Origin of the sequence: Pseudophaeobacter profundi (assembly GCF_029697505.1) — a bacterium.
Lineage (GTDB): Bacteria > Pseudomonadota > Alphaproteobacteria > Rhodobacterales > Rhodobacteraceae > Pseudophaeobacter > Pseudophaeobacter profundi.
Genome location: NZ_JARJEF010000024.1, coordinates 1 through 22,809, shown reverse-complemented (window position 1 = coordinate 22,809; position 22,809 = coordinate 1). Strand labels below are relative to the sequence as shown.

The following is a 22,809-nucleotide window of genomic DNA, read 5'->3' as shown; positions in this document are numbered from 1 at the left end:
TCCCATGTCTATCACTCCCAATCCCCCCAACGAAAACCGTCGGGGCAGTGTGTTCACATGGGTCAATTCTCAGTGACAATTTATCGGCATACCGGGTCAGTTCTCAGTGACAATCAACAGAGATTGGCTCAGAGCAGTTTCACGGCGGTATGTTATATGCCAAATCGGCAATGATGCACATGGGCCGGTATGTCACCGGACTTGGCGAAGCGGCCAGTCGCCACGGCGCGAAAATCTGGGAAAAAGCGCCGATGACCGGCCGACGTCGCGAAGGCAACGGCTGGGTTATCGAAACCCCAAAGGGTGAAATCCGCGCAGAGCGCATCATTGCGGCCACCAATGGCTATTCCAACAGTGTCGACGCCGCGCCCTTGCGTTATTTCAAGAAGCGCATCATCTCTGTCGGGTCTTTCATCGTAGCGACGCGTCCCCTGACCCCCGAGGAAATAGCCGCGACCCTCCCCGGCAACCGGACCTATGTCACCTCCATGAACATCGGGAACTACTTCCGGTTGTCACCTGACAATCGCCTGATCTTCGGCGGTCGGGCGCGGTTCTCCGCCACATCGGACCAGTCTTCAGACGAGAAATCGGGCAAAGTTCTGCGCGCGTCACTGGCGCGGATGTTCCCGCACTTGGCCAATGCGGACATCGATTATTGCTGGGGCGGCATGGTCGGCATGACCAAGGACCGTTACCCCCGCGCCGGCGAGGCGGACGGCATGCTCTACGGCATGGGCTATTCCGGCCACGGCGCGCAGATGTCGACGCTGATGGGGCAGGTGCTGGCGGATATGGCCATGGGCCGCACCGACACCAACCCGTTGCAGGGCCTGTCCTGGCCGCAAGTGCCATTGCACTCTGGCAAGCCGTGGTTCCTGCCTTTGGTGGGATTGTATTTCGGCCTGAAAGATCGGCTGTCCTGACCCTCAGGCCCAGTGGTTCAAGCAAATGGAAGGGGGCCTCTGGCTCCCTTCTTTTTTCGGTTTTCCGCCGCGATGCGACCCCCTTGACGACTGCACCCCGTTTTGCAGTCTTGGCAAAACCCCGGGGGCGATGTCAGCCCAGCGATTGCAGGGCAAGCCCGTAGGTTTGCGGTCCACTCTCTGGCCGACGTTTGCGGCCGAACCGCATGTCGGTCACGGTGTCAAACACCCCCAGTCCCGCCGCAGACAGGAATGCCTCGAACGCGGCGCTTTCCGTCATACTGTCACAACGCAAGAACTCTCCTTCATGGGCGAGGACGAAATGGCCGGTCAGCTGCATAGCGACCGCATCCTGTTCCGCAACGACCGGCCCGACCAACCGGCCCTTGCCGAATTTGCGCAACATCGCATAGCCCTCAACCTCACCACCGCGCTCAGCCACGACCACCTCAGAGACCTTCAACAGCGCGTCAAGGATCACGGTCCGCTTCGCGCCATAGGCATGGGCATCCAGGGCGCGCAAACTTGGCAGATCTTCCGGCTCCATCGGGCGCACCAAAAGACCCTGAGGCGTCTCGGGCGGACGGATCGCACGCGCTCTGCCCTGATGCTGAGACACGGTTCCAACTTTGACGAAACCGGCACTTTCATAAAGCCGATAGCCTTGACGCGTCGCAGACAAGCGCAGATCGCGCCCGGCCTGATCGCGCATCACGCGACGCAACAGCCGTCCGCCGGTGCCCTGCGCCTGAAGCCGGGGCGTCGTGACCATCATACCGAGCATTGCGAAATCCTCGTCAGCGGGAAAACTCATGGCAGAGCTTAAGGGCCGTCCGATTTGATCCAGCGCCACGTAGCCACTTCCAATATCGACCATCAGCGCGATATCGGGCGCTCTGTGCGGCCAGAACACACTGACCGTCAATTCGTGCAGACGCGGCACCATAGAGTGATCCAGACCTTCGATTGACGCCTTGTAGATGTCGACCTGTAGCCAGTCGCTCTCGATTTTAGGCGCTTCACGAAGCATAAAGGCCCGATAGCGGGCGAGCGCTTCGGGTGGCATCAGTTCAGCGCTGCCGACAGGCAACACCACGTCTGATTGTTCTTCTACCACGCTCATGTTCTCGTCTTTCCGTTACTGGTCCGTCGCCGCATTCCGGGGCATTCCCAAGAACAGTATCAACCGGAACCTATAAAACCTTCTGCCGTATCAAGACCGCTACCCAAAGTTTCTGCCGTTCTTTACACCGCGCCTTGACACAGCCGACACGGCGCGGAAAGGGCACACAGGCCCTGATCGCGGCAGGGCTCTGTTGCGCAAAGCGCGTGAAGCCCGGACTTCCGCTTTCCCCAGACGCACTCTTCCTATGGGCTCTGTGACGTGTATGCCGACCGCGGTGTCGCCGTTCAGGACTGCGGCGCGGATCTGAAGTTCTGGATTGCTGTTCATATCCGCTGCACCTTCAGTAGGAAACTTTTCGTCATGAACCATCAATCTAAGGTCGGCTGACGTCAATGGGCTGAAGCCAGCCAATTTCGATTGTGGGGAATCTGGCAGGGTCTTTCGCACCTGCAGCAGAGCGTTCGCTGCGCATGGTCTGAATGTCGAGCTTGGGCCGTTGGTGGGGCTACTCTAGGTTACTTAGCCAGATCACGCGCGTCGCTAGCTTGCAACTCAGCGGTGCGCTTCAGCAAGGCGATCTGCCCTAAATCCATTCGCACCCGGCCAATTTCTGCCATACCCGGACTATCCTGAAACAGCGTTGGCGTTACCAGTGGCGCTTCTTCTGTCCGGTTTTCTATCGCCGCCACCCGCGTCATGAGCAAATCGGCCAGAGAGGTCAGCAGCGCCTTGTTGCTGTCATTCAGTGCGCCCAGCTTGCGATAATCGGCCACCAGCCCCTTCAACGAACCAATCGTCTCTTCTACCGGGCGCGATTCCATCAAGGCCTTGGCTATCTTCCCTGCCGTATCTGCGTCCAGCAGGTCGTCCTTGCCTGCGATGGCGTCCTGCAACGCACCGCTGCGCAGCAGGTTCCCGGCCCCTTCGCCATAGGGAAAGGCCTTGGCCACGGCGGTCAGCTTGTCGATATGGTCATCCGTGATCCCTGTTGCCATGGCCGCTATTTCAATCTGGCCGCGTTTGTCTAGCACCCGTTCCCGCGCTTCGTGGCTGAGCCCATCCAACCCTTTGGCCATCAGCACATCCGCCAATTCAGCGAAGGCTGCATCGCCACCGGGCATCACTTGGGTGAGCGTGGTACAAGAGGACAAGATATTTGGCAAATAGGCCGCCTCCATCCCGACGCCTTCCATATTCACAAGATCAAATCCGCGTTCAGTTCCGGCGATCATTGTGTTGACATTGTCGAGCTGTGACAGGCGCACGCGCAATTCAGCATCCTGCTTGTGCATTGCCTTCAGGTGCTGCTGGGAGGCTTCCTTATCCCCGCCTTCGGGGGCGAGCGGGTAATCCGGAGGCGCCAGGCCCCGCCCGCGCAACCGCTCTATGCCTCCCGCGCGCCATTTGGCGCGTTCGTCTTCCTCTTCTGCCCCAAACACCTGAAGCGAAGGATCAGAGGACAGCGCGTCAGAGCTGCGCGTCTGCAAGGCCATCACAAAGCCAATGCGCGCGCCCATCTGAGCAGCATCATAGTCGGCCCCACCGCCTGTGACCTCGCCGAGCAGCCGGTTCAACTCGGTATCTGCGGGTGAGGTAATGTTGCTGACCTGATCGCGGCTCACAGCCGCCTCGGCCAGCTTGCCCGCGCCAATCAGGGCGCGCACCATCTTTTTGCGCCAGGCCTGATGCCGTTCGCTGGCCGGATCGGTGCCCGAGGGTTGGTCGGCCTCCTTGGCCAGCGCCGTCGCCACCTGCGCGGTGGCCTTTGCGGCTGCTTCGGCGGCGGCGGCCTTCAGAGTATCGGTCGTTGCATTGCCCGGCTTGAACTGACTATCAAGTCGCGCCTTCTTGTCTGATCCGGTGCCGGTCTTGCCCGACTTGTCCGGCTCTTCAAAGGCGCTGCCGTCTGGCCCTAGCGCCAGCATGAGCGGGGCATAGAGCTTTTCCACCAACTCTTCATGGCTCTCCTGTCCGAGCGCCAGCCGCATCATGCCAGGGCTGGTCGATAGCGATGAAGTATTCTGAAACCCGAAACTCATCCGCGGATCAACACCTTGCGAGTTCAGCAAATAGGTCAAAGTGGTTTGCTCCCGCGCCTTCATGCGCTTTTCTGCCTCCTTGGCAGAACCCGAAGTATCATCCATCACCCCGGCGCCCCGCGACAGGCGCGCATTGGGCAGTTCGAGGAAGGGCAGCCCCTCATCGTAGCCCGTATTTGTTTTCTTGCTCGGCGTGATCACATCGCCGAGAAATCCACGCACAAAACTAGCATTGTCGGCAGCACGGGTCAGCATCTGGCGCTCTACATCGCCTTCGTGGGCCAGAAAATGCGTGACGATCTGTGCCTCTTCATTGTCCATGATGATTTCCGAGGCTTCCGCCGCTGTCGCAACATCCCAGGGCGCACCGCCCTCATCGATGGTCTTGCTGATCACCGTCAACCCGCCGCCCATAGCCTTGCCGGCGCCAAGGCTGGGATATTTCTGGTAACTTTTGTTCAGTAGGATTTCGAGCCGCCCGACATTCACCAGATCCTTGAAATGCACCACTAGCTTGTCAAGTTCCTGTTCGGTGCCGTCGCCATCCCGTTCCACCGTTGCATCGACGATTAACACTGCCGGTTTGGTAGCGGTTTCCAGCTTGGCGCGGTGCAATTCCAGAACCGGATCAACCTTGGCGAACAGCTTCTCCAACGTCCAGCCACTGCGATCCGCATCCTCTTCTTTCGTAACAGGGGTCGACGGATTCAGTGTCGCCATGATGACCGGAGGTTTGTACGGATCGGTATCGGGCGGAGCGACCGTGATGGCGGCGGTGTTGTCCGTATTGGTCAGGTTTGCCTCGACCTCAAAGTAATTCGCTGCATGGCTGGCCCCCTGATCCACCAGATGCAACGATGTATTGCCGGTGCGCGCAAAAGCGGTTTCAACCGCCGCTGACATGGCTCCCATTCCCGAGGACAGCATGAAGGTCTTGTGCTTGACATCCGGCATTTCGGTGTCGCCAACACTCGGCATCCGGCGGCTCATTTCCTTATGGGTGGCTTCGCGGTAGCTGGCTTGATCATAGGGTTTGACCGTAGCGAGTACGAGATAGGTCTCGTCCACCAGCAGATCGAACAATCTTGAAAAGCGAGGGGTGTCGTTGACGTAAGTAGGCATGACTTCCATCAGCCGCCCGATCTTGTCGAGCGCGCTCTTGACCAGCTTATTCTGCTCGAACGCCTCAACCTTGTCGCCCAGTGCGCTGAGGGCCTTTTGCAATCCTTCCACCATCTGCGCGGCGGCGCTGGCCGTTTGTTTCATCGGGTGTCCTGCCGGCATCTCGGCTAAGCTGACCCGGCCCGGCCCGGTGGTAATGGCGGCAAGGGTGACTGAATTCGGCGGCTGGATGGAATCGCTCATCGAGGCATCGCGCAGAATGTCGAAATCCGCATCATCCGCGGCAAGGCGCTCAATCTCATAGGCCGATGGTGTCGCGCCTGAGCCTTCAATCAGGCGGCTGCGGAAGGCCGGCAGGGGCGGGTCGCCGCTCGTGGGGTCGTTCATGATCATAACATGGAGATTGCCGTCAATCTTCTGCACCCGCTGCATCATGGTTTTATAGCTGCGGCTGCCATTCTGCGGATCTTTCCAATCCGGGCCATAGACACGGTCCAGCTTGCCCTCTATGTCGGGCGAATTCACGAAAATCACCTTGCCTTTGGCCATATCTGTGGCGCTGACTTCGGGCCAGAGACGGTCGGCTTCGGTCTGCCCGTCACTGTAAATCGCCGCTTGCCGCTTTTTCTGGTAAAGGTCGAACATCTTGTGCTCAAGCTTACCGGACAGGCTGTCGCGCTGATAGGCCGAGCTGTCATCATGGACGTTGCGAATGCCGGGCTGGTCGTCGCGGCCAACCAGCGTTTCAATGGTGCGGAGCGCATAGCTTTGAGCCAGATGATGGCCCGCATCTCCTGCGCCCTTGGTCAGGCCCACAAGTTCTGCGCGGCGGTCAGTCGAATAGATGCGCTCTTCGACCTGGTCAATCGTGGCGGTGCGGTCCACGGAGGCGCGGTCACGCAGTCGGTTTTGGGCTGATACGAAAAAGGCAGCGCGTTCCGGGTCGTAGAAGCGGCTTTCGCGGGCGATCAGCCAGTCATCAATATCCTCCACCGCATCTGGCTTGCCAGCGAGCATCCTCCGCGCTTCGGTCAACAGGGCGCCATCGGCAGCTTCATCGGTGTATCTGATGGCCTCGCACTCGGTCTTCATCCGGCAAATCAGATCCTTTGCGCCTTCCGGTTCGGGATCAAGTTTGGCGATTTCCCTGCTCAAATTCAGTAGGTTGACCGAGTCCGGGTTCTGGCTTTGCCGCCGTATCTTGTCGGCGCATAGTGGCAGCACCGGATCGAGCAATCCCGCAATACGTATATGCGCCTCAGCGCTTTCTGCATCGAAAGAACGATAGCGTGCATCCGGGGCGAGGCCCGCGCCGCGCCGCCCCTTGGTCGTCAGATAGCTGTCATCATAGCCCCAGCGTTTTTTCCAGGCTTTGAGTTCTTCCAGCTTTCCCATTGGGTATTTCCCTTTGCACCAAGGCGCTGTCTGCGCCGCGCGGCGCAATGCAACACGGTGTTTCGCTTGATCACTACATTTTGGCGACTGAGGCCTGAATGGATTTCAAAGCCTTGCTGAGTCCGGTGATGATGTCGACTTTAATTCCGAAAGGATTGTCTTCGCATTTTTTCAAATCGGCCAGATGGGCTTTTAGGTATTTCGCCGCCGCTGCCACCTCGCCCGAGATTTTTGCTTTGGCGGCGTCGGATTTGGAACTGTCTCCAGCGGCCACAAACCTTGCCAACTCCAAGAGCGCCCGCTCCAGTCCTTCGGGCACGTCTCGTGCCAGCACGCCGACTTTCACGGCAATGTCCAGCAGGTCAGGGTCCTCTTCGCGGGCCAGCCGGTCAACCAACGCGCCCAAGCCATCCACCGAGCGCATCCGCGAGACCTGCCACTGGCTGTGCAGCAGTTCGATATCGTGGACCCGCTGAGCCACCAGCCCTTCGGGCACGACCTCTTGGGCCTCAGCAGTTCGGGCGGCTTTCTGGGCAGTGGCCAGCCCATCAGCACAGCGCATCAACAGGTCCAGCGCCTTGGGCAGATCGCCCTTCTGAATAAGCGTCTTAGCATGGCCCATGGCAGCGGCCAGCTTTGCAGCAGTGTCAGGGTTGGCCTTTGCGAGCGTTTGAATGTCGCCCGGTAGAGTGCTGAGCAGACCTTTGATTGTCTCACGCAACCTGTCGGTGTCGATGCCAACGTCTGATGCTTGTTCTTGTCGTGGGGTTTGCTCTCGCTCATGGCCTTGCTCTTGAGAGGGCGTGCTTGGCAGGGAGGCCAACAGCTTGCTCACGCTGCCCAATCCAGCATTGACTTTGCCCAGTTCGCCAGCTTTCAGCCAATCTGCCAGTTGTGACAAGGCGCGCCCCACCTTGTCCCGTTGCGGGGTTGGCAGAGCAGCGCCTTGATTGCGCATTTCGACCAGTTTGCGAGCGAGGGCCTTGGCATCCTGCGTCTGTTCAGAGGTCTTCGTGGCCTCTGCCGAAGGAGCATCCTCGTCTTCAAAGAGCGATGGATCGTCAGGCAATCCTTCCTCTATGTCGCTTTCAAGAATATTGCCGTCGGCATCCATGATTTCGACATTGAGAGCAACCTTGTTGTATTTCAGGTATTTTTTGACGCGTTTGGCCAGCATGGGCAGGACCCGTTCGCAGGTCAGCCTCAGCAACTTGCGGTCAACTTCGGCCATACCAAAGGCGACCTTTGGACCCGGCCCCACGGACTTCGCCTCCTGCACGAGGACCTGAACGGAGCGTTTTCGGTGCATGCCCAGATAGTGCTCTTCTTCCGACTTGCCGGGGTTAAATGCGAAGGGCATTGGCTGTTTGCGCGCCAGTTTGATCATCTTTTTCAGCTCAGGTCCGCTGACGGCATATTCCCCCAAGACATCTCCTCCTGCGTCAGGCGCAGGCCGTCGGCCTGTTCCCTTGATGGCTCTGATGTGGCTCGCGCCGAAAAAGGCCCTTGCTAGAAAGGGCCAATGTGCAATCGCATTGCATCCGCCCCGCTCTCCTTCGCCGCGGGGGCGGTCACTCGTATAGCGCGAGTAGAGCATTTCATACCACTCTTGGGAATAGGGAATGCGCGTTTGCTTTCGGCAAGTCGGGCGCTGCACGGTGGACCAGTCACGCTTTAGTGCCGCCCCAAGTGCTCGTTTATGCGCCAGTGTCACCAGGTCAGACTGCTGTCTGCGACTGGCGGGAGGACGACTGCGGAAAGCACGCAATCCACGTGTGCTGACGCCGACAACGTCACACAACCGATTGGCAGGGAAATGGCCTCTGTGTTCTTCATCGGAGAAACGCCCCACCGGGGCCTTTCCTGATCCTCTTCAGTTTAAGATCTCCCTCTTGTCCTTGAGAAGCCGGACCTCACGCCGAAGCCGCTCATTCTCTCTGGCAAGGTCTGAATCTTCTTTCGAAACTACGTCAGTCTCCTTTGGTGCAATAAATGCTATCAAAGGAGCGGCATCACACCGTGACACGTCCAGTTCGAGCCTACGATGCTGCCGCAAAACGAAAAAGCACGGCAAGATCGCTCTCAAGGAGCACGTCAGCCCCCCCCTGGGACCAAGACTGGCGGTATAGTATTTAGCATGTACACCAACTTGTAATCCCGCAACCTATCAGAGTAGAGTGTCGCGGCGTCCGTTCCAACGCCGAGCGCGGTCTTTCGCGGTCCAACGCACAACAGTATCAGACAGGTTTACACGCAATGAAGGACTGGAATTCAGCCGCGGCTGGTCTCTACAAAGGCGAATTTCGCCGGATGTTCATCGATGGGCGCTGGTGCGAAGCGCGTTCGGGCGAGGTGATCGAGGCACGCAACCCGGCCGATGGTAGTCTGCTTGCAACCGTCGGGCGTGGCGGTCGCCCTGACATAGACGCGGCAGTGGCGGCTGCACGCAAGGCATTTGACGGGCCTTGGTCGAAATGGACACCATTTGAGCGTCAGGCCTTATTGCTGCGCATAGCTGAGCGTTTCGAGGCGGAATGGGAGACCCTGTGCCTGTCTGATACGCTCGACATGGGGATGCCCATTCAACGCACCCTTGCCAACAGCCGTCGCGTGCTTGGCATGCTGCGTTTCTATGCCGGTCAGGCAGTGGCGATCCATGGGGCCACGATTCCCAATTCCTTCCCGGGTGAGATCTATTCACAGACGGTACGCGAACCGATCGGCGTCGTCGGTGCCATCATTCCCTGGAACGCGCCGATTGCAGGCTCCGTGTGGAAGATTGCGCCTGCCATTGCGACGGGCTGCACAATCGTGCTGAAACCTTCCGAGGAAGCCTCGCTGACTGTTTTGATGATTGCCCGCATCATGCAGGAAGCGGGTCTGCCGGACGGCGTTCTGAACATCGTGACCGGCACGGGCAGCGAGGCCGGTGCGGCGCTAGCGGAACACCCCGGCGTGGACAAGATTGTCTTTACGGGTTCGACAGCGACTGGCCAGGCAATTGCCCGGGCTGCCACTGGCAACCTTAAGCGGGTGTCGCTGGAGCTTGGCGGCAAGTCGCCGGTGATCGTTTGCCGGGATGCTGATATCGAAAAGGCGGTGCCAGTGGCTGCGATGGCCGTTTTTGCCAATTCGGGGCAGATATGTATTGCAGGCTCGCGGCTGTTTGTGGCCCGTGAGATCCACGACGAGTTTGTGCGCCGGGTTGCCGATTATGCCGCGTCTTTGCGGATTGGTCATGGCATCAAGGAAGACACCGACATCGGCCCGATCATTTCCTCCCGCCAAGCAGAACGCATCGCCGACTATCTGGCGGCAGGCCCGCGCGAGGGGGCCATGGTCCTGACCGGCGGAGCCCGCGCAGACGGGCCGGAGCTGGAGGGGGGGCACTTCTTCCAACCCACCGTTCTGGCAAACGTAACCGACAACATGAGCGTTGCCCGCGAGGAGATCTTCGGGCCGGTGATTTCGGCCCTGCCTTTTGACAGCCTGGATGAGGTGGTCGAACGCGCCAATGCGACACCATATGGCCTGGCGGCGGGTGTGTTCTCTACGCATCTGGGCACGGCACACAAGCTTGCCCACCGTCTGAAGGCAGGCTCTGTGTGGGTGAACATGTACCATGCCATTGACCCCGCTGTACCCTTTGGTGGGGTCAAAATGTCGGGCTATGGCCGGGAAGGTGGATCCGAACACATGGAAGAATACCTCGACACGAAGGCGATCTGGATCAACGCGGACTGAAGTCCGGTTCCGAGCGCCTCTCACTTTAAGACAGAAAGAGCATCAAAATGCATGTTGGCATCATCGGCGTTGGCCTCATGGGGCATGGTATCGCCCGCAATGTCCTTTTGAAGGGCGGCTATAGCCTGAGTTTTCTTGACCACCCTGGCAACCAGCCAACGGAGGAAATCCTTGGCCTTGGCGCCAGTGCCTGCGCCAGTCCGGCCGAGGTCGCGGCGAAATCGGATGTCGTGATCCTTTGTGTCACCGGATCACCGCAGATCGAGGCCATCGTGACCGGCTCAGAAGGTGTTGCCTCTGCGCTGAAACCCGGTGCGGTTGTTGTCGACTGCTCGACGGCACTGCCGGAGACGACCCTGCGCATGGCCGAGATCATTGTTAAGGCAGGGGGTGATTACATCGATGCCCCTATGACGCGCACCGCGAAACACGCCCATGAGGGTACGCTGAACCTGCTGGTCGGTGGCGAGGCAACGGCGCTGGAAAAGGTGAGCCCGGTGCTGGCTTCCTTTACCGAAAAGGTCGATCACGTTGGCCCGCTGAGCCATGGTCATCGGCTCAAATTGTTGCACAACTATGTTTCTGTGGGTTTCATGACGCTGCTGGCCGAGGCCGCGGCACAGGCTGCGGATGCAGACATTGACCCGCAGGTTTTTGTCAATGTGCTGGCCCAAGGTGGCGGCGCGAGTGTCGCGCTGGAGCGGTTGGCCCCCTACATCGTCGAACAGGATCGCGAGGGGTTGCCTTTCTTTGTGTCGAACGCATTGAAAGACATAGATTATTATCGTGGTATGTGCGACGCATCGGGGGCGCGGAAGACGGTTGCCGATGGAATTTCAGAGGCCTTGAAAGCGCCGGTAGAAGCCGGCCAGGGCGAGGCCTATGTCCCCGAACTGGTGCAGCTGTTTCGCAAGGGTGAAATGGCTTGAATACAGGATCGGCAGCTCTCTAGCCTTGGGGTTGCCAGAAAAAATTGCCTTGTGTAGTAAATAACAACCTTTAGAGGGAGGATTCCAATGACTTTCGTGTATCGCGGGCTGGCCACTGCCAGCTTGCTCATTGCAGCCGGTTTGCCGGCATTTGCTCAGACAGAAGTGAAGATCGGCTATGCGCTTGCGCCTGACAGCCATTATGGCGTCGCGGCCCAGAAATTCGAGGAAGTTCTGAAGGCCGAAACGGGTGATGCGTTTGAATTCAATCACTTCCCTTCTTCCGGTCTGGGCGGTGAACGAGAAGTTATTGAGGGGCTGCAGCTCGGAACGATTGAGGCAACCATCGTTTCTTCCGGCACCTTGGCGAATTTTGTTCCAGACACGGGCGTTTTCGACATTCCCTTCTTGTTCCGCGATCTGGAACATGCCCGCGCGGTGCTGGATGGGCCGATTGGCCAGGAAATCCTCTCCAAGTTCGATACCGTTGGTCTGCATGGATTGGCCTGGGGCGAACAAGGTTTCCGCCATATCACCAACAACCGCAACCCAATCCACACTCCGGCGGATGCCGAGGGGCTGAAGCTGCGCACGATGGAGAACCCGGTGCATCTCGCCGCGTTCAACGCGATGGGTGCAGCGCCCACGCCAATGGCTTGGCCGGAAGTGATTTCTTCGCTTCAGCAGGGCGTCATTGATGGTCAGGAAAACCCCCTGTCGGTGATCGTTTCGGTGAAACTGGATGAAGTGCAGAAATATCTGACCTTGTCTGGACACGTCTATTCCCCGGCAATGCTGTTGGTGTCCAAGCCTTTCTGGGAAGGGCTGGACGATACGCAGAAGGCTGCCTTTGAAAAGGCCGCTACCGCGGCCTCCGAGGCAATGCGTAGCTATGTCGACAATGTTGAGACCAGCGGCGTCGAAACGTTGAAAGAACGCGGCATGGAAATCAACGCCCTGTCGACGGATGAGAAAGCGGCTTTTCAGGAGTCCATCAGCACCGCCTATGAAGGGTACTACGAGACCTACGGCAAGGATCTGGTGAACGCGATCGTCGCATTCAAATGATACGTGCGTGTCGACGCCGCTTCGGCGTCGACACCTTTTCGGTGGCGGGGACATCGTGAAAAAGCTGGAAAACATCTTTGTGGCGCTTAACGGCTGGGCGCTGATCCTGATGCTGTCGGCCATGGCAATCATCGTGGGCAGCAATATTACACTGCGATACGTGACCTCGCATTCACTGCCCTGGGCTGACGAGGCGGCACGTTATCTGATGATCTGGCTGACATTTATTGGCGCGGGGCTGATCCTGCGTTTCGGTGGCCACGTTGCAATCACCAATCTTCAGGATAGCCTGCCGCAGACCGGGCAACGTCTGCTGCGGGCGGTGATCGTCGCGATGCTCTTGGCGTTCTTTGCCTTTATGGTGCATGTCGGCTGGCAATACGCGCAACGGATGCAATACCAGGTTACGCCCGCGCTGCGCCTGCCCTTCTTGTATATATATGCGGCAATGCCGGTCGGCTTTTCATTGTTGATCGTGCATCTTTTGCTGATTGCCCGCTCGTTTATCGAGGCAGGAAGATACCGGTCGTTGGACCCCGATTCTGATGATACGGCCGCTTTGCCAGGTGGCGCGAATGGCTGAAATTCTGTTCCCTGCTCTGTTCCTGCTGCTGGCGCTTGGGCTGCCGGTCGCCTTTGCGATGGCGATTTCTGTGTTTCTTGCCATCACCTTTGCCTCCAATTACCCGCATCTGGTGGTGGTGAAAGAAATGTTTGCCGGCCTGGACAGTTTCCCGTTGCTGGCAGTGCCCTTCTTCATCCTTGCCTCCGAGATCATGACGGGCGGTGCGGTGACCCTTGCGATCTTGCGTCTGGCGCAGGCGTTTGTCGGCCATTTGCGCGGTGGTCTGGGCCATGCCAACGTGGTCAGCTCGGCGATGTTCGCGGGTATTTCAGGGAGTGCGCTCGCCGATGCCGCCGGCCCCGGTACGATGATGGTCCGCATGATGGAAAAGGGCGGCTATGATCGGCCTTATGCGGGGGCGCTGACAATTGCCAGTTCGGTTGTGGGGCCGATCATCCCACCCTCAATCACCATGATCATCTATGCCATGCAGGACAAAGAAGTCTCGGTCGGGTCGCTGTTCATGGCCGGTGTGTTGCCGGGTCTGTTGATCACTATGCTTATCCTGTTTGCCAATGCCCGCGTAAGCAAAGCGCGGAACTATGCTTCCGGGCAGCCGATGCCCTCGTTAGCCGAAATAGGCCGGATTGCTTTCTTTGCCGTGCCGGCGTTGTTGCTGATCCTGCTGGTTGTGGGCGGTATCCGCTTTGGTATTTTCACCCCAACGGAAGCCTCTGTCATCGCCGTGTTCTACGCATTGCTGGTCGGCATGTTTGTCTACCGTTCACTGCATCTGCGCGACCTGCCGGGCATCGTACTGCGAGCGGCGCTGACGTCTGGTGCGGTGCTGCTGATCCTGGGCGCCGCCAGAGCCTTTGCTTGGGTGCTGATCATCGAGAGCGTGCCGCAGTTCCTTGCAGAAACAATTATCTCTTGGGACCTCTCTCCTATCGTCTTCCTGTTGGCGGTCAACCTGCTGTTGCTGGTTTTTGGCCTGTTCATGGATCCGCTGCCGGGGGTGATGATCCTGGTGCCGATTCTCGCGCCAATCAGCTTTGCGCTGGGGATCGACCCGAACCATTTCGCGATTATCGTGATTGTGAACCTGACACTTGGGCTGGCCACGCCACCGGTTGGTAGCCTGATTTTCGTGGTGTCCTCTACCGTTGGGCTCAAACCCTCAACCTTGGTAAGGGAGATGCCGCCATTCTTCCTGGCCCTGGCGGCCGCGCTGCTGCTCATCACCTTCCTGCCGTTCCTGTCGACATGGCTCCCCCGCATCAGCGGGTTCTGACGGCTCCTTTGCATGGAGCTGTCGAAGCAGTGCAGTGTCTATCCGAACAAGATCAGCGGCGGGAAACGGGCGGCGATCAAGAACATTGCGCCCCCTTTTCAAGGGCGGCGACGATGGGGGCAAAGCCAGCGCGGTCGAGATAGACTAGCTTCATTCGAAGATCAGCCAGCTTGTGGTCGAACGCGATTTTTTTAAACGCGCCTGGGATCGCTAAGCAAGGATTGCGGGCAAATGTGCATTGAAGAAGATCCCACCGGGATCAGCGTTCGGTGTCAGTGCCAGATGCTGTCGCTCGCGCGCTCGAACCTTTGTTCGTGCCCAAAGGCGAGAGCGCTGAGCCTCTGGCATTCATGGGGATCATCAACAAGACGTTCCTGAACACTCCCTAATACGGGTCGCCAACTGGCACGGCACATGCGTGCGATTGGGCAAGCTTGGGGCGACAGCCAGATGTGCTTTGCGGGCTTCTGCAAATTTCATTTCCTGCGCTTCGTTGACCTTTTAGCGAGGTGCAGCACCGCCCTGGTCAACCGAGCAGATTTGAAGGTCCACTATCGGGAAGTCTTTCGCGACTGCGTGGCCACAGTCGAGCTTGACACAAGGCCCGCTTTAGATGCACGATATCGCTATGAGATTTGTTTTATCGCACAGCGATATTGGAGTGCCGATGACGAAACCCGATGTGCAAGACAGGATGTTCGTGGATGCGATTGATCGTGGTTTGAACGTGCTGCGCGCGTTTCGCGGGCATGAAAGCCTTAGCCTGACCGAGATCAGCCGCATTTCCGGCCTCACCATGGGGGCAGCACAACGCTATGTGCATACCTTCGAAGTGTTGGGATATCTGGTGAAGGATGAGGGCAAGCGCTTGAGGTTGGCGCCCGGCGCGCTTGAAATTGGCTCGATCTACCTGACATCAGACCCGCTGATCGAAAGGGCCAATCCCCATTTGGCCGCCCTGAACCACTCCAGCAAGGAAAGCGTGAACCTGTCCCGCCGGGTTGGTGATGACATGGTTTTCCTGGCCCGTTTCACCAGCCATGAATCGTCCTTCATTCATATGCCAATTGGTACGCGTATTCCGATGGCAGCTTCGGCAACCGGGCGCGCCTTTCTTGCCCGAATAGACCCCGCCGAAGCAGAAGAGATCGTGCATCGCACCGCTGGGCGTGCCTTTACTTCCCGCACCTTGACAGACCCGGGGGAGATCCTTGACCGCCTTGCCGAGACCCGGGAACGCGGGTTCTCCTCCTCCTCTGAGGAATTCTACCTTGGCGATCTGAACATCGCGGCGGCGGTCACCGGTGTCGATGGTCATCCGGTTGGCTGCATCAACATCTCTGGCCCAACAAGCCGTTGGTCGCTGCAAACCCTTGAGGACCGTTGGGCGCCCTCGCTGATCCATACCGCGCGGGCGATTTCATCGCTGGCGGTCTGATATCCAAATTCAAAAAAACAACCAACAGGAGACTACAATGAATAAATTCCAAAAACTTGTCAGCTTTACGGCCGCTGCCATCTTTATCGCGACTGCCCCATCCGCAGAATCCTATAAAGTCGGCTCCACCGCAACGGGTGTGCCGTTTACCTTCCTCGATGCCAAAAGCGGCCAGATCGAGGGCATGATGGTCGACCTGATCCATGCGGTCGGTGAGGAAGCAGGTTTTGAAGCGGATGTGAATGCCGTCGATTTCTCGTCGCTGATCCCGTCGTTGAATTCCGATCGCATCGACCTGATTTCCGCAGCGATGCTGATTACCCCCGCCCGTGAAGCGGTCATCAGCTTTTCCGACCCGGTAATGCCCTATGGTGAGGGGCTTATCGTTCACAAGGACTTCACCGGAACAATCGGCGGTGGTTTCAGTGGTCTTGAAGGAAAGGTCATCGGGGTCCAGCAAGGCACGGTCTACCTTGAAAACCTGCAGAAAATCGACGGTATCGGAGAGGTCCGCGCCTATGACTCGCTCGCCGACATCCTGTCGGAAGTGAACCGTGGCCGCATTGACGTTGGCGTCGGCGACAAGCCGATCGTGTCCTATCAGATGTCCCAGGGCACCTACCAGAACATCAAGTTCGTGGAAGGCTATGAAAGCCAGTTCGAAGGCTCGATCGCGATTGGGGTCCGCAAGGACGACACCGAGCTTCTGGAGCGCGTCAACGCTGCTCTGCAGGTGCTGAAAGACAACGGAACCGTTGGCGGGATCGCAGTGAAATGGGGCCTGCAGTAAGCTCAGGTCTTCGGGAGAACGTTTCCATATGAATGATTTCATCGAAAAATCAGGTGACTACCTGCCAATCCTGTTGAATGGGGTTGGCATCACGGTGTCCCTCACCATCACAGCACTTGTTATCGCAACCCTCTTGGGACTGGTCTGGGCATTGATGCGCTACTCTGGAATTGGGCCGCTTGTCTTCATTTCCAAGACAGTGGTGAACACTGTGCGCGGGATTCCGATCCTGGTTCAACTCTTCTACATATACTTCGTTCTCCCGGAATTCGGTATCGATCTGTCCGCTTTTCAAGCTGGCGCTTTCGGTTTGGGGCTCGCTTACTCCTGCTACATGGCAGAAAACTTCCGCGCCGGACTGGAAGCGATCGACAAGGGGCAGATCGAGGCGGCGCATTCCATCGGCATGGGCTGGCCACTGATGATGCGGCGGGTGATCCTGCCGCAGGCCGTGCGCACGGTGCTGCCCCCCTACGGCAACACCATGATCATGCTGCTGAAAGACACCTCTCAGGCCTCGGTTATCACGGTCGCCGAACTGACAATGAAGGGCAAGCTTCTGGCCGCCTCAACATTTGACAACATGACCGTCTATACGCTCGTCGCCGTGATGTATCTGGTTCTGAGCGTCCCGTTGCTCGTTCTTTCGGGCTATCTCGAACGGAGGTTCGGCAAGAAATGATCCGGCTTGAAAATATTCATAAACGTTTTGGTGAACTTGAGGTTCTCAAGGGTATCGATTGCGAAGTGCAACAGGGTGAGGTGGTCTGCCTGATTGGGGCCTCCGGCTCGGGAAAGTCCACGCTTTTGCGCTGCGTGAACGGTCTGGAAACCTACGAGGAAGGGCGTCTCACCATTGATGGCAATCTGGTGGATGCACGCTCGAAAGACGTCCGGAGCCTGCGGACCTCAGTCACAATGGTGTTTCAGCGGTTCAACCTTTTCCCGCACCGCACGGCGCTGGAAAATGTGACCGAAGGACCAATCCACGTGAAGGGCATGGCCCGCAGCGAAGCCATCGAGATGGGGCATGAACTGCTTGCGCGAATGGGGCTGGATGCCAAGGCACATACCTATCCCGATTCCCTTTCCGGGGGACAGCAACAGCGGGTTGCCATTGCGCGTGCCCTTGCCATGCAGCCACGGGCTATCCTGTTTGATGAGCCAACTTCCGCACTGGACCCCGAACTGGTCGGTGAGGTGCTTGAGGCGATGCGGGGCCTCGCGGACGAGGGGATGACCATGCTTGTGGTGACGCATGAGATGGGATTCGCCCGTGAAGTCAGCGACCGGGTTCTATTCATGGATCAGGGGCGCATCGTGGAAAATGGGTCAGCCGAACAGGTATTGACCAATCCCCAACATGAACGGACCCAGGATTTCCTGCGCCGTGTTCTGGAGCGATGACACCGATGGACATGACACCAATGTCAACGAGCCTTTGGGCTCATACTGCAACAGCCGCACCCCGGACCTCGGCACTGGATAGAAACGACGAGGTCGGCACGGTCGTTGTTGGCGGTGGCTTTGCTGGTCTCTCCACTGCACTGCACTTGGCAGAGCTCGGCGAAAGCGTCCACGTTCTGGAGGCGGGAGAGATCGGTCAGGGCGCCTCTGGGCGAAATGGCGGTCAGGTGATCCCGGGGATTAAGTACGATCCTCAAAAACTGCGCAAGATGTTCGGCCCCGAGGCCGGTGCCCGTGCCGTGGCCGATTTTGGCACCACAGCAGCTAAGGTGTTCGAACTGATCGACCGCTACAAGATTGACTGCGACGACACGCGTGTCGGCTGGATACAACCTGCCCATACCAAGGCCGGGCTAAGCGAGGCCTATGAGCGTTGCCGCCAATGGGCCGAAGAAGGTGCCGATGTGGCACCCCTGACCCGCGAGGAAGTGGTCGAGCGCCTTGGCGCTCAGGGCTATCATGGCGGCTGGATTGACCGCCGCGCAGGCAGTGTGCAGCCGCTGTCCTACGTCCGTGGATTGGCCGCAGCCATGCTGTCACAAGGTGGCGCGATTTCGACCGGAACCAAGGTCACACGTGTCGAGCCGGACGGCGCGGGCTGGCGCACCGTGACCGAAGGCGGTCACGTCCTGCGTTCGCGCAAGGTCGTGCTCTGCGGTAACGCCTATACGGGGGGGCTGATCCCAAGAATTGCGCGCAGCTATATCGCCGCCAACAGTTTCCAGGTTGCAACTGCGCCGTTGGAGCCAGGGCAGGCCGAAGAGGTGATGCCTGGCGGTATCGTGGCCTCGGACACGCGTCGGCTGCTGGCCTATTTTCGGCGTGACCGCGAAAATCGTATGCTGATGGGGGGGCGTGGAAGCTTCAAGAATCCTGTCTCGGATCAAGGCTTTGCCCATCTGGTGCGCATGCTGCACAAAACCTTTCCGCAGTTGGCAGGCCAGCCAATCGAGTTTCGGTGGGCGGGGCGTGTCGCAATTACACAAGACTTCCTCCCGCATTTTCACGAGCCGCAGCAGGGCCTGATTTCATTGGTCGGCTGCCAGGGGCGCGGGGTGGCCCTGCAAAGCCGCATGGGAGAATGGCTAGCTGATTACGTGGCCACCGGAGACCGCAACGCCTTGCCGCTGCCGGTCACGCCGGTTCGCACCATTCCGCTTCATGAACTGCGGGAACTATATGTGGCTGCGACTGTGGCTTATTATAAGCTAAGGGACCTGATCTGACTTTGGGCGGCAATCTGACGGACAGGCTGCACGCCATTTCCGTCCAAGACCAGCGCAGAACTGTCGTCGTTCCGCACGATCTCAGCGCCGCCGCCCATTACGCCAACCTCATTTCGCTTCAAGGATGGCAGACTTGTCGCCCCAAATCCTGCGAGAGATTTCGCCGAGCAGTTCTTGCCGAAAGACGCCATCGATCTGCCTGAGCAAGGACGGCTCGATTTGTATCCCCGCCATCTACACTGGGCCCAGTGCGAACCCAACGAGGCAGGCAGAGTATGTTCAGACGAACATACTGTCGAGGATGCGCCTGACTGAAAAGAACGGCATGGCAAATGCCGATATCAGACGATTGTGTTGAAAAACGCGCGCGACTTTCAAAACGCCCAGCAAACGCAGAACATTCGTTCTGCCTGAAAATCGCTACGCCCCAAACGACGGCAAGCATTCGACTGTAGGCAGAACAAAGTTCTGCTTCGAGGCCGACGCTGCCGTTGGCTCCGTTCGGTTCAATGGTCGCTTTGCAGATTTATCCGACTTCCATCATTTCTCAATGAGGGGCGGTTCGACTACAAAATGCGATTTTGGGCGCAATGACCTGACTGATAAGGTCACCAGTATTCACGGCAATATAGATGGATCTAGGCGGGCGGGCGCCTCCATCCACGCTGCGGCACACCCAGTCCCTTGCTTCCATTGATTTCAGTGACTGAGACAGCGCCCGATCTGTAATCGTCGGCAGGCGTCGCTTGATGTCCATGAAATGGCTTGGTTTGTGGAGCGACGTCAGAACCGGCAAAGTCCATGACCGGCGCAGCAAGGGCCAATCGTCCTCCGTAGAAACATTGTGAATTTTGTCAGCGATGGCCGCGACTGTCCTCCCCAGTTCCGTAAGCCGGAATTCCGGGCGCAGCGGATGGCCGAAACCGGGGTTTCGTTCAAGCAAACCCTGTTCGATCAAATGATCCATGCTTTGCGCGAAGGCTGTTCTGCCTGCGCCCGTCGCAGCCAGGAGGGGCGCTTGCCGTCCGGGGGTACCTGAATGCAGGCTAGATAAGATGGGCATCGCCCAAGCTCTTGAAGTGATGTTGACAAACATTCTTATGTCCATAAAGTATAGCTACTATGCTTTTAATCGTAAGGAAAGCCCATGTCACTCGTTTCCGTCGATCAGACCATCACCATCGCCATGTCGGTCAAGAATCGCCATGCAAGCGCGAAATGGTACGAAGCCATGCTGGGATTTGAGCTGCTCTATCACGCCGATGACGCGGGCTGGTCCGAGCTTCGGACCAACACGCCCGGTGTCGTCATTGGCCTTGGCGAGCACACCAAGCCAGCACCCGGCAACTGCGTACCAGTCTTTGGGATAGCTGATCTGGATTCAGCGCGGCAGAAATTGGAACAGGCCAAAGTCGAATTTGATGGCGAGACGGATATCGTCGAGGGAATGGTAAAGACCGCGACTTTTTACGATCCCGACGGCAATGCGCTGATGCTGGCGCAGGATTTGACCGGAGGCATTGGGTAAAACGCTAATTTCATATGGCCTCTGCGCCGTGTCTGCGGTTGATAGGAACGGCTTCAACTGGGCCTCACGGCAATTCTTCGGGGCTGTAAGTTCAACCACCACTTCCAGATGTGGCCCCTTAGCGGTCGTCTATAGCCTTCGCAGCATCAGACATTTGGGCTCTCCTTTCTCTTTCACCGCGCCAGTCGTGAATGTCTGATCTTCAGCTTAACCGTTCGCTCGACTCTCACGTAGCGCTGTGGCTAATGCCACCCAGCTTTTACAGTCGGCAACCGATGGACTAACGCATTCCCCACTTTCCTGCGTATGATCGCAATGACTGGCGTAGGCTTATCAGTTCAATTATGTGGCCCCGTACAATCGGCGTCAGGGCAGGCCATAGAAATGTTTACGGAGACTAGGTTCAGGACTGATACCCAATAAATGACAGTTGCGGCGAGGGCGATTGCCGGAAGGAAGACTTTGGGGCAGCGGTCATATCGGGTTGCGACCCGTCGCCAGTCTTTCAGCCTGCCGAACATGATCTCGATCCGGTTGCGACGCTTGTACCGTCGCTTGTCGTATTTCACTGTCGTCTTGCGTTGCTTTCGCCCCGGGATGCATGGCCGTATGCCCTTGTCTTGCAGGGCTTCTCTGAACCAGTCAGCGTCATAGCCCCTGTCACCAAGTAACCAATCGACGTTCGGCAGACTGCTGAGCAAAGCCCGTGCGCCGATATAGTCGCTGACCTGACCAACCGTGACGAAAAGGTTCAGCGGACGCCCCTGGCTGTCACAGACGGCATGCAATTTGGTGTTCATACCGCCCTTGGTCTGACCGATCAGACGTCCACGCCCCCTTTTTTGACGCCCATACTGGTCGCGGTGCGGTGGGCCTTCAAATAGGTAGCGTCAATCATGACGGTCTTTTCCTCGCTATGCTCGGCGGCCAGCCCCATCATGATCTGGGCAAAGACCCCCTTGTCGCTCCATCGCTTCCAGCGATTGTACAGGGTCTTGTGCGGACCATACTCCTTGGGGGCATCTCGCCAACGCAAGCCATTGCGATTGATGAAGATAATGCCACTCAGCACATGCCGACCATCCACACGTGGTTTGCCATGGGGCTTCGAAAGTAGGGCTCCAAACGCGCCATCTGCGCGTCCGTCAGCCAGAAAAGATCGCTCATATCATCGCTCAATTTTCGACCGATGAATCACGCCGCCATACGGAAATCAATGGGTCCTGACCCTAGGACTATGACAGGACAGAGCAATGCGCAGATTTGAAATCGACCAAGACAGCCTGCCGGATCTGGCAGGGATGATGCTGGCAACGGTTGAGGCACTGCGCAAGCTTGGCGGCTCTGCCACAATCCAGGAACTGGACGAAGAGGCCATATCGCTAGAAGGCGTCACCGAAGCCGAGCAAAGCTACATGATGGCCAACAACAATATGCCGCTGAAAACCGTGCTCAAGGTCGGCAATGGGCCGTTCAAGACAGGCTCATGCCTCTCCCGAAATCTCGAGTACTTGAACCGCATATTTCAGGGCATCAGCTGTTGTAGAATTTACGATTTTGAACTCTTCCCAAGCTTCAGAAGGCAACAAAAACCGAGTGTCCGATACTTGTGATGAAATATTCTCAAGAAAATGCGCCATGCCATCCAAACTGATTAGCGCATTTACCACGACGTCAATCTCATCCAATTCGAGAAGTCCGAGATCAGCCGTAAGCTGTTCGGAAAACAACCTATGTATTCTGCCAACAGATAAGAACTCACGGTTCGGGCGCTGAGTCTCTAGGTTTTTCTTTAGCGCACGTTGATAGTTTCGGAGCTCCGCAGCCAGTATTCGGCGCAGTGCTGTACGCCTGGCCCCCAGCTGCCTTCTATGTTCCTCGCGCGCATTTTGAGAATTTGAGCGTAGTGTCCAAATGACACCAACAAAACCGACAATACCCACGATGGTTGTTTGAAACTGCTCAAGGATTGCGAGGAACTCAGGGCTTATCATCTTACGTCTGCGCTTCTTTGGAACATTTAGGCAACATGCTGTTGATTGTCACTGAGAACTGACCCGGTATGCCGATAAATTGTCACTGAGAATTGACCCATGTGAACACACTGCCCCGACGGTTTTCGTTGGGGGGATTGGGAGTGATAGACATGGGA

General features: G+C 57.8%; 17 protein-coding genes and 2 pseudogenes. 13 read left to right on the top strand and 6 right to left on the bottom strand.

Going from position 1 to position 22,809, the window contains the following annotated elements; translation table 11 throughout:
- The first annotated feature begins 149 nt into the window (after window positions 1–149).
- Window positions 150–926 (top strand): NAD(P)/FAD-dependent oxidoreductase, encoded by a 777-nt coding sequence (locus tag P2081_RS19805; RefSeq protein ID WP_438826553.1) that lies wholly within the window; start codon window positions 150–152, stop codon window positions 924–926.
- A gap of 133 nt (window positions 927–1,059) precedes the next feature.
- Here P2081_RS19805 and P2081_RS19800 read toward each other — a convergent pair whose 3' ends face one another.
- From P2081_RS19800 to P2081_RS19785, 4 genes and pseudogenes are all read right to left on the bottom strand, one after another.
- On the bottom strand, window positions 1,060–2,049 hold the full coding sequence (locus P2081_RS19800) for a GNAT family N-acetyltransferase (protein WP_278924516.1): 990 nt from the start codon (window positions 2,047–2,049) through the stop codon (window positions 1,060–1,062).
- A gap of 518 nt (window positions 2,050–2,567) precedes the next feature.
- A complete protein-coding gene (locus P2081_RS19795; RefSeq protein WP_278924515.1) occupies window positions 2,568–6,608 on the bottom strand; it encodes a hypothetical protein in 4,041 nt (1,346 codons plus the stop codon).
- Window positions 6,609–6,681: 73 nt separating this feature from the next.
- Complete coding sequence (locus P2081_RS19790) at window positions 6,682–8,034, bottom strand: hypothetical protein (RefSeq protein ID WP_278924518.1); 1,353 nt, start codon at window positions 8,032–8,034, stop codon at window positions 6,682–6,684.
- Window positions 8,035–8,307: 273 nt separating this feature from the next.
- A pseudogene (locus P2081_RS19785) lies at window positions 8,308–8,595 on the bottom strand (IS3 family transposase); the annotation flags it as partial.
- Between the two features lie 269 nt (window positions 8,596–8,864).
- Between P2081_RS19785 and P2081_RS19780 the strand changes: the two are divergent.
- The 10 genes from P2081_RS19780 (at window position 8,865) to P2081_RS19735 (ending at window position 19,129) form a co-directional block, all read left to right on the top strand.
- Entirely contained in the window at window positions 8,865–10,352 is a 1,488-nt protein-coding gene (locus P2081_RS19780; RefSeq protein WP_278924514.1) for an aldehyde dehydrogenase family protein, read from the top strand.
- 47 nt (window positions 10,353–10,399) lie between these two features.
- A complete protein-coding gene (locus tag P2081_RS19775; RefSeq protein ID WP_278924513.1) occupies window positions 10,400–11,281 on the top strand; it encodes an NAD(P)-dependent oxidoreductase in 882 nt (293 codons plus the stop codon).
- Window positions 11,282–11,368: 87 nt separating this feature from the next.
- Window positions 11,369–12,349 carry a TRAP transporter substrate-binding protein gene (locus tag P2081_RS19770; RefSeq protein WP_278924512.1) on the top strand — a complete coding sequence of 327 codons (981 nt, stop codon included), beginning with the start codon at window positions 11,369–11,371 and terminating at the stop codon, window positions 12,347–12,349.
- A 55-nt stretch (window positions 12,350–12,404) separates the two neighbouring features.
- Window positions 12,405–12,932, top strand: a complete 528-nt coding sequence (locus tag P2081_RS19765; RefSeq protein WP_278924511.1) for a TRAP transporter small permease — start codon at window positions 12,405–12,407, stop codon at window positions 12,930–12,932.
- The gene (locus P2081_RS19760) at window positions 12,925–14,208 is read left to right on the top strand and encodes a TRAP transporter large permease (protein WP_278924510.1); all 1,284 of its coding nucleotides are present in this window, start codon (window positions 12,925–12,927) and stop codon (window positions 14,206–14,208) included. The genes P2081_RS19765 and P2081_RS19760 overlap by 8 nt, the downstream gene beginning before the upstream one ends.
- A gap of 667 nt (window positions 14,209–14,875) precedes the next feature.
- Window positions 14,876–15,646, top strand: coding sequence for an IclR family transcriptional regulator (locus tag P2081_RS19755; protein WP_232405709.1), 771 nt, complete (start codon window positions 14,876–14,878; stop codon window positions 15,644–15,646).
- Window positions 15,647–15,683: 37 nt separating this feature from the next.
- Window positions 15,684–16,436, top strand: coding sequence for an ABC transporter substrate-binding protein (locus tag P2081_RS19750; RefSeq protein WP_278924509.1), 753 nt, complete (start codon window positions 15,684–15,686; stop codon window positions 16,434–16,436).
- A gap of 28 nt (window positions 16,437–16,464) precedes the next feature.
- Window positions 16,465–17,118: an amino acid ABC transporter permease gene (locus P2081_RS19745; RefSeq protein ID WP_232405711.1), complete on the top strand. Its 654-nt coding sequence runs from the start codon at window positions 16,465–16,467 to the stop codon at window positions 17,116–17,118.
- The gene (locus P2081_RS19740) at window positions 17,115–17,843 is read left to right on the top strand and encodes an amino acid ABC transporter ATP-binding protein (protein ID WP_278924508.1); all 729 of its coding nucleotides are present in this window, start codon (window positions 17,115–17,117) and stop codon (window positions 17,841–17,843) included. The genes P2081_RS19745 and P2081_RS19740 overlap by 4 nt, the downstream gene beginning before the upstream one ends.
- A gap of 20 nt (window positions 17,844–17,863) precedes the next feature.
- Window positions 17,864–19,129: an NAD(P)/FAD-dependent oxidoreductase gene (locus tag P2081_RS19735; RefSeq protein ID WP_278924507.1), complete on the top strand. Its 1,266-nt coding sequence runs from the start codon at window positions 17,864–17,866 to the stop codon at window positions 19,127–19,129.
- Window positions 19,130–19,676: 547 nt separating this feature from the next.
- Here the strand turns inward: P2081_RS19735 and P2081_RS19730 are convergent.
- Window positions 19,677–20,237 carry a winged helix-turn-helix transcriptional regulator gene (locus P2081_RS19730; protein ID WP_278924506.1) on the bottom strand — a complete coding sequence of 187 codons (561 nt, stop codon included), beginning with the start codon at window positions 20,235–20,237 and terminating at the stop codon, window positions 19,677–19,679.
- A 39-nt stretch (window positions 20,238–20,276) separates the two neighbouring features.
- Between P2081_RS19730 and P2081_RS19725 the strand changes: the two genes are divergently transcribed.
- Window positions 20,277–20,657 carry a VOC family protein gene (locus P2081_RS19725; protein WP_278924505.1) on the top strand — a complete coding sequence of 127 codons (381 nt, stop codon included), beginning with the start codon at window positions 20,277–20,279 and terminating at the stop codon, window positions 20,655–20,657.
- Between the two features lie 413 nt (window positions 20,658–21,070).
- Here the strand turns inward: P2081_RS19725 and P2081_RS19720 are convergent.
- A pseudogene (locus P2081_RS19720) lies at window positions 21,071–21,824 on the bottom strand (IS5 family transposase); the annotation flags it as partial.
- 86 nt (window positions 21,825–21,910) lie between these two features.
- On the opposite strand from P2081_RS19720, the gene P2081_RS19715 reads away from it, so the two are divergent.
- Window positions 21,911–22,270: a hypothetical protein gene (locus P2081_RS19715; protein WP_278924504.1), complete on the top strand. Its 360-nt coding sequence runs from the start codon at window positions 21,911–21,913 to the stop codon at window positions 22,268–22,270.
- Window positions 22,271–22,809 lie beyond the last annotated feature (539 nt).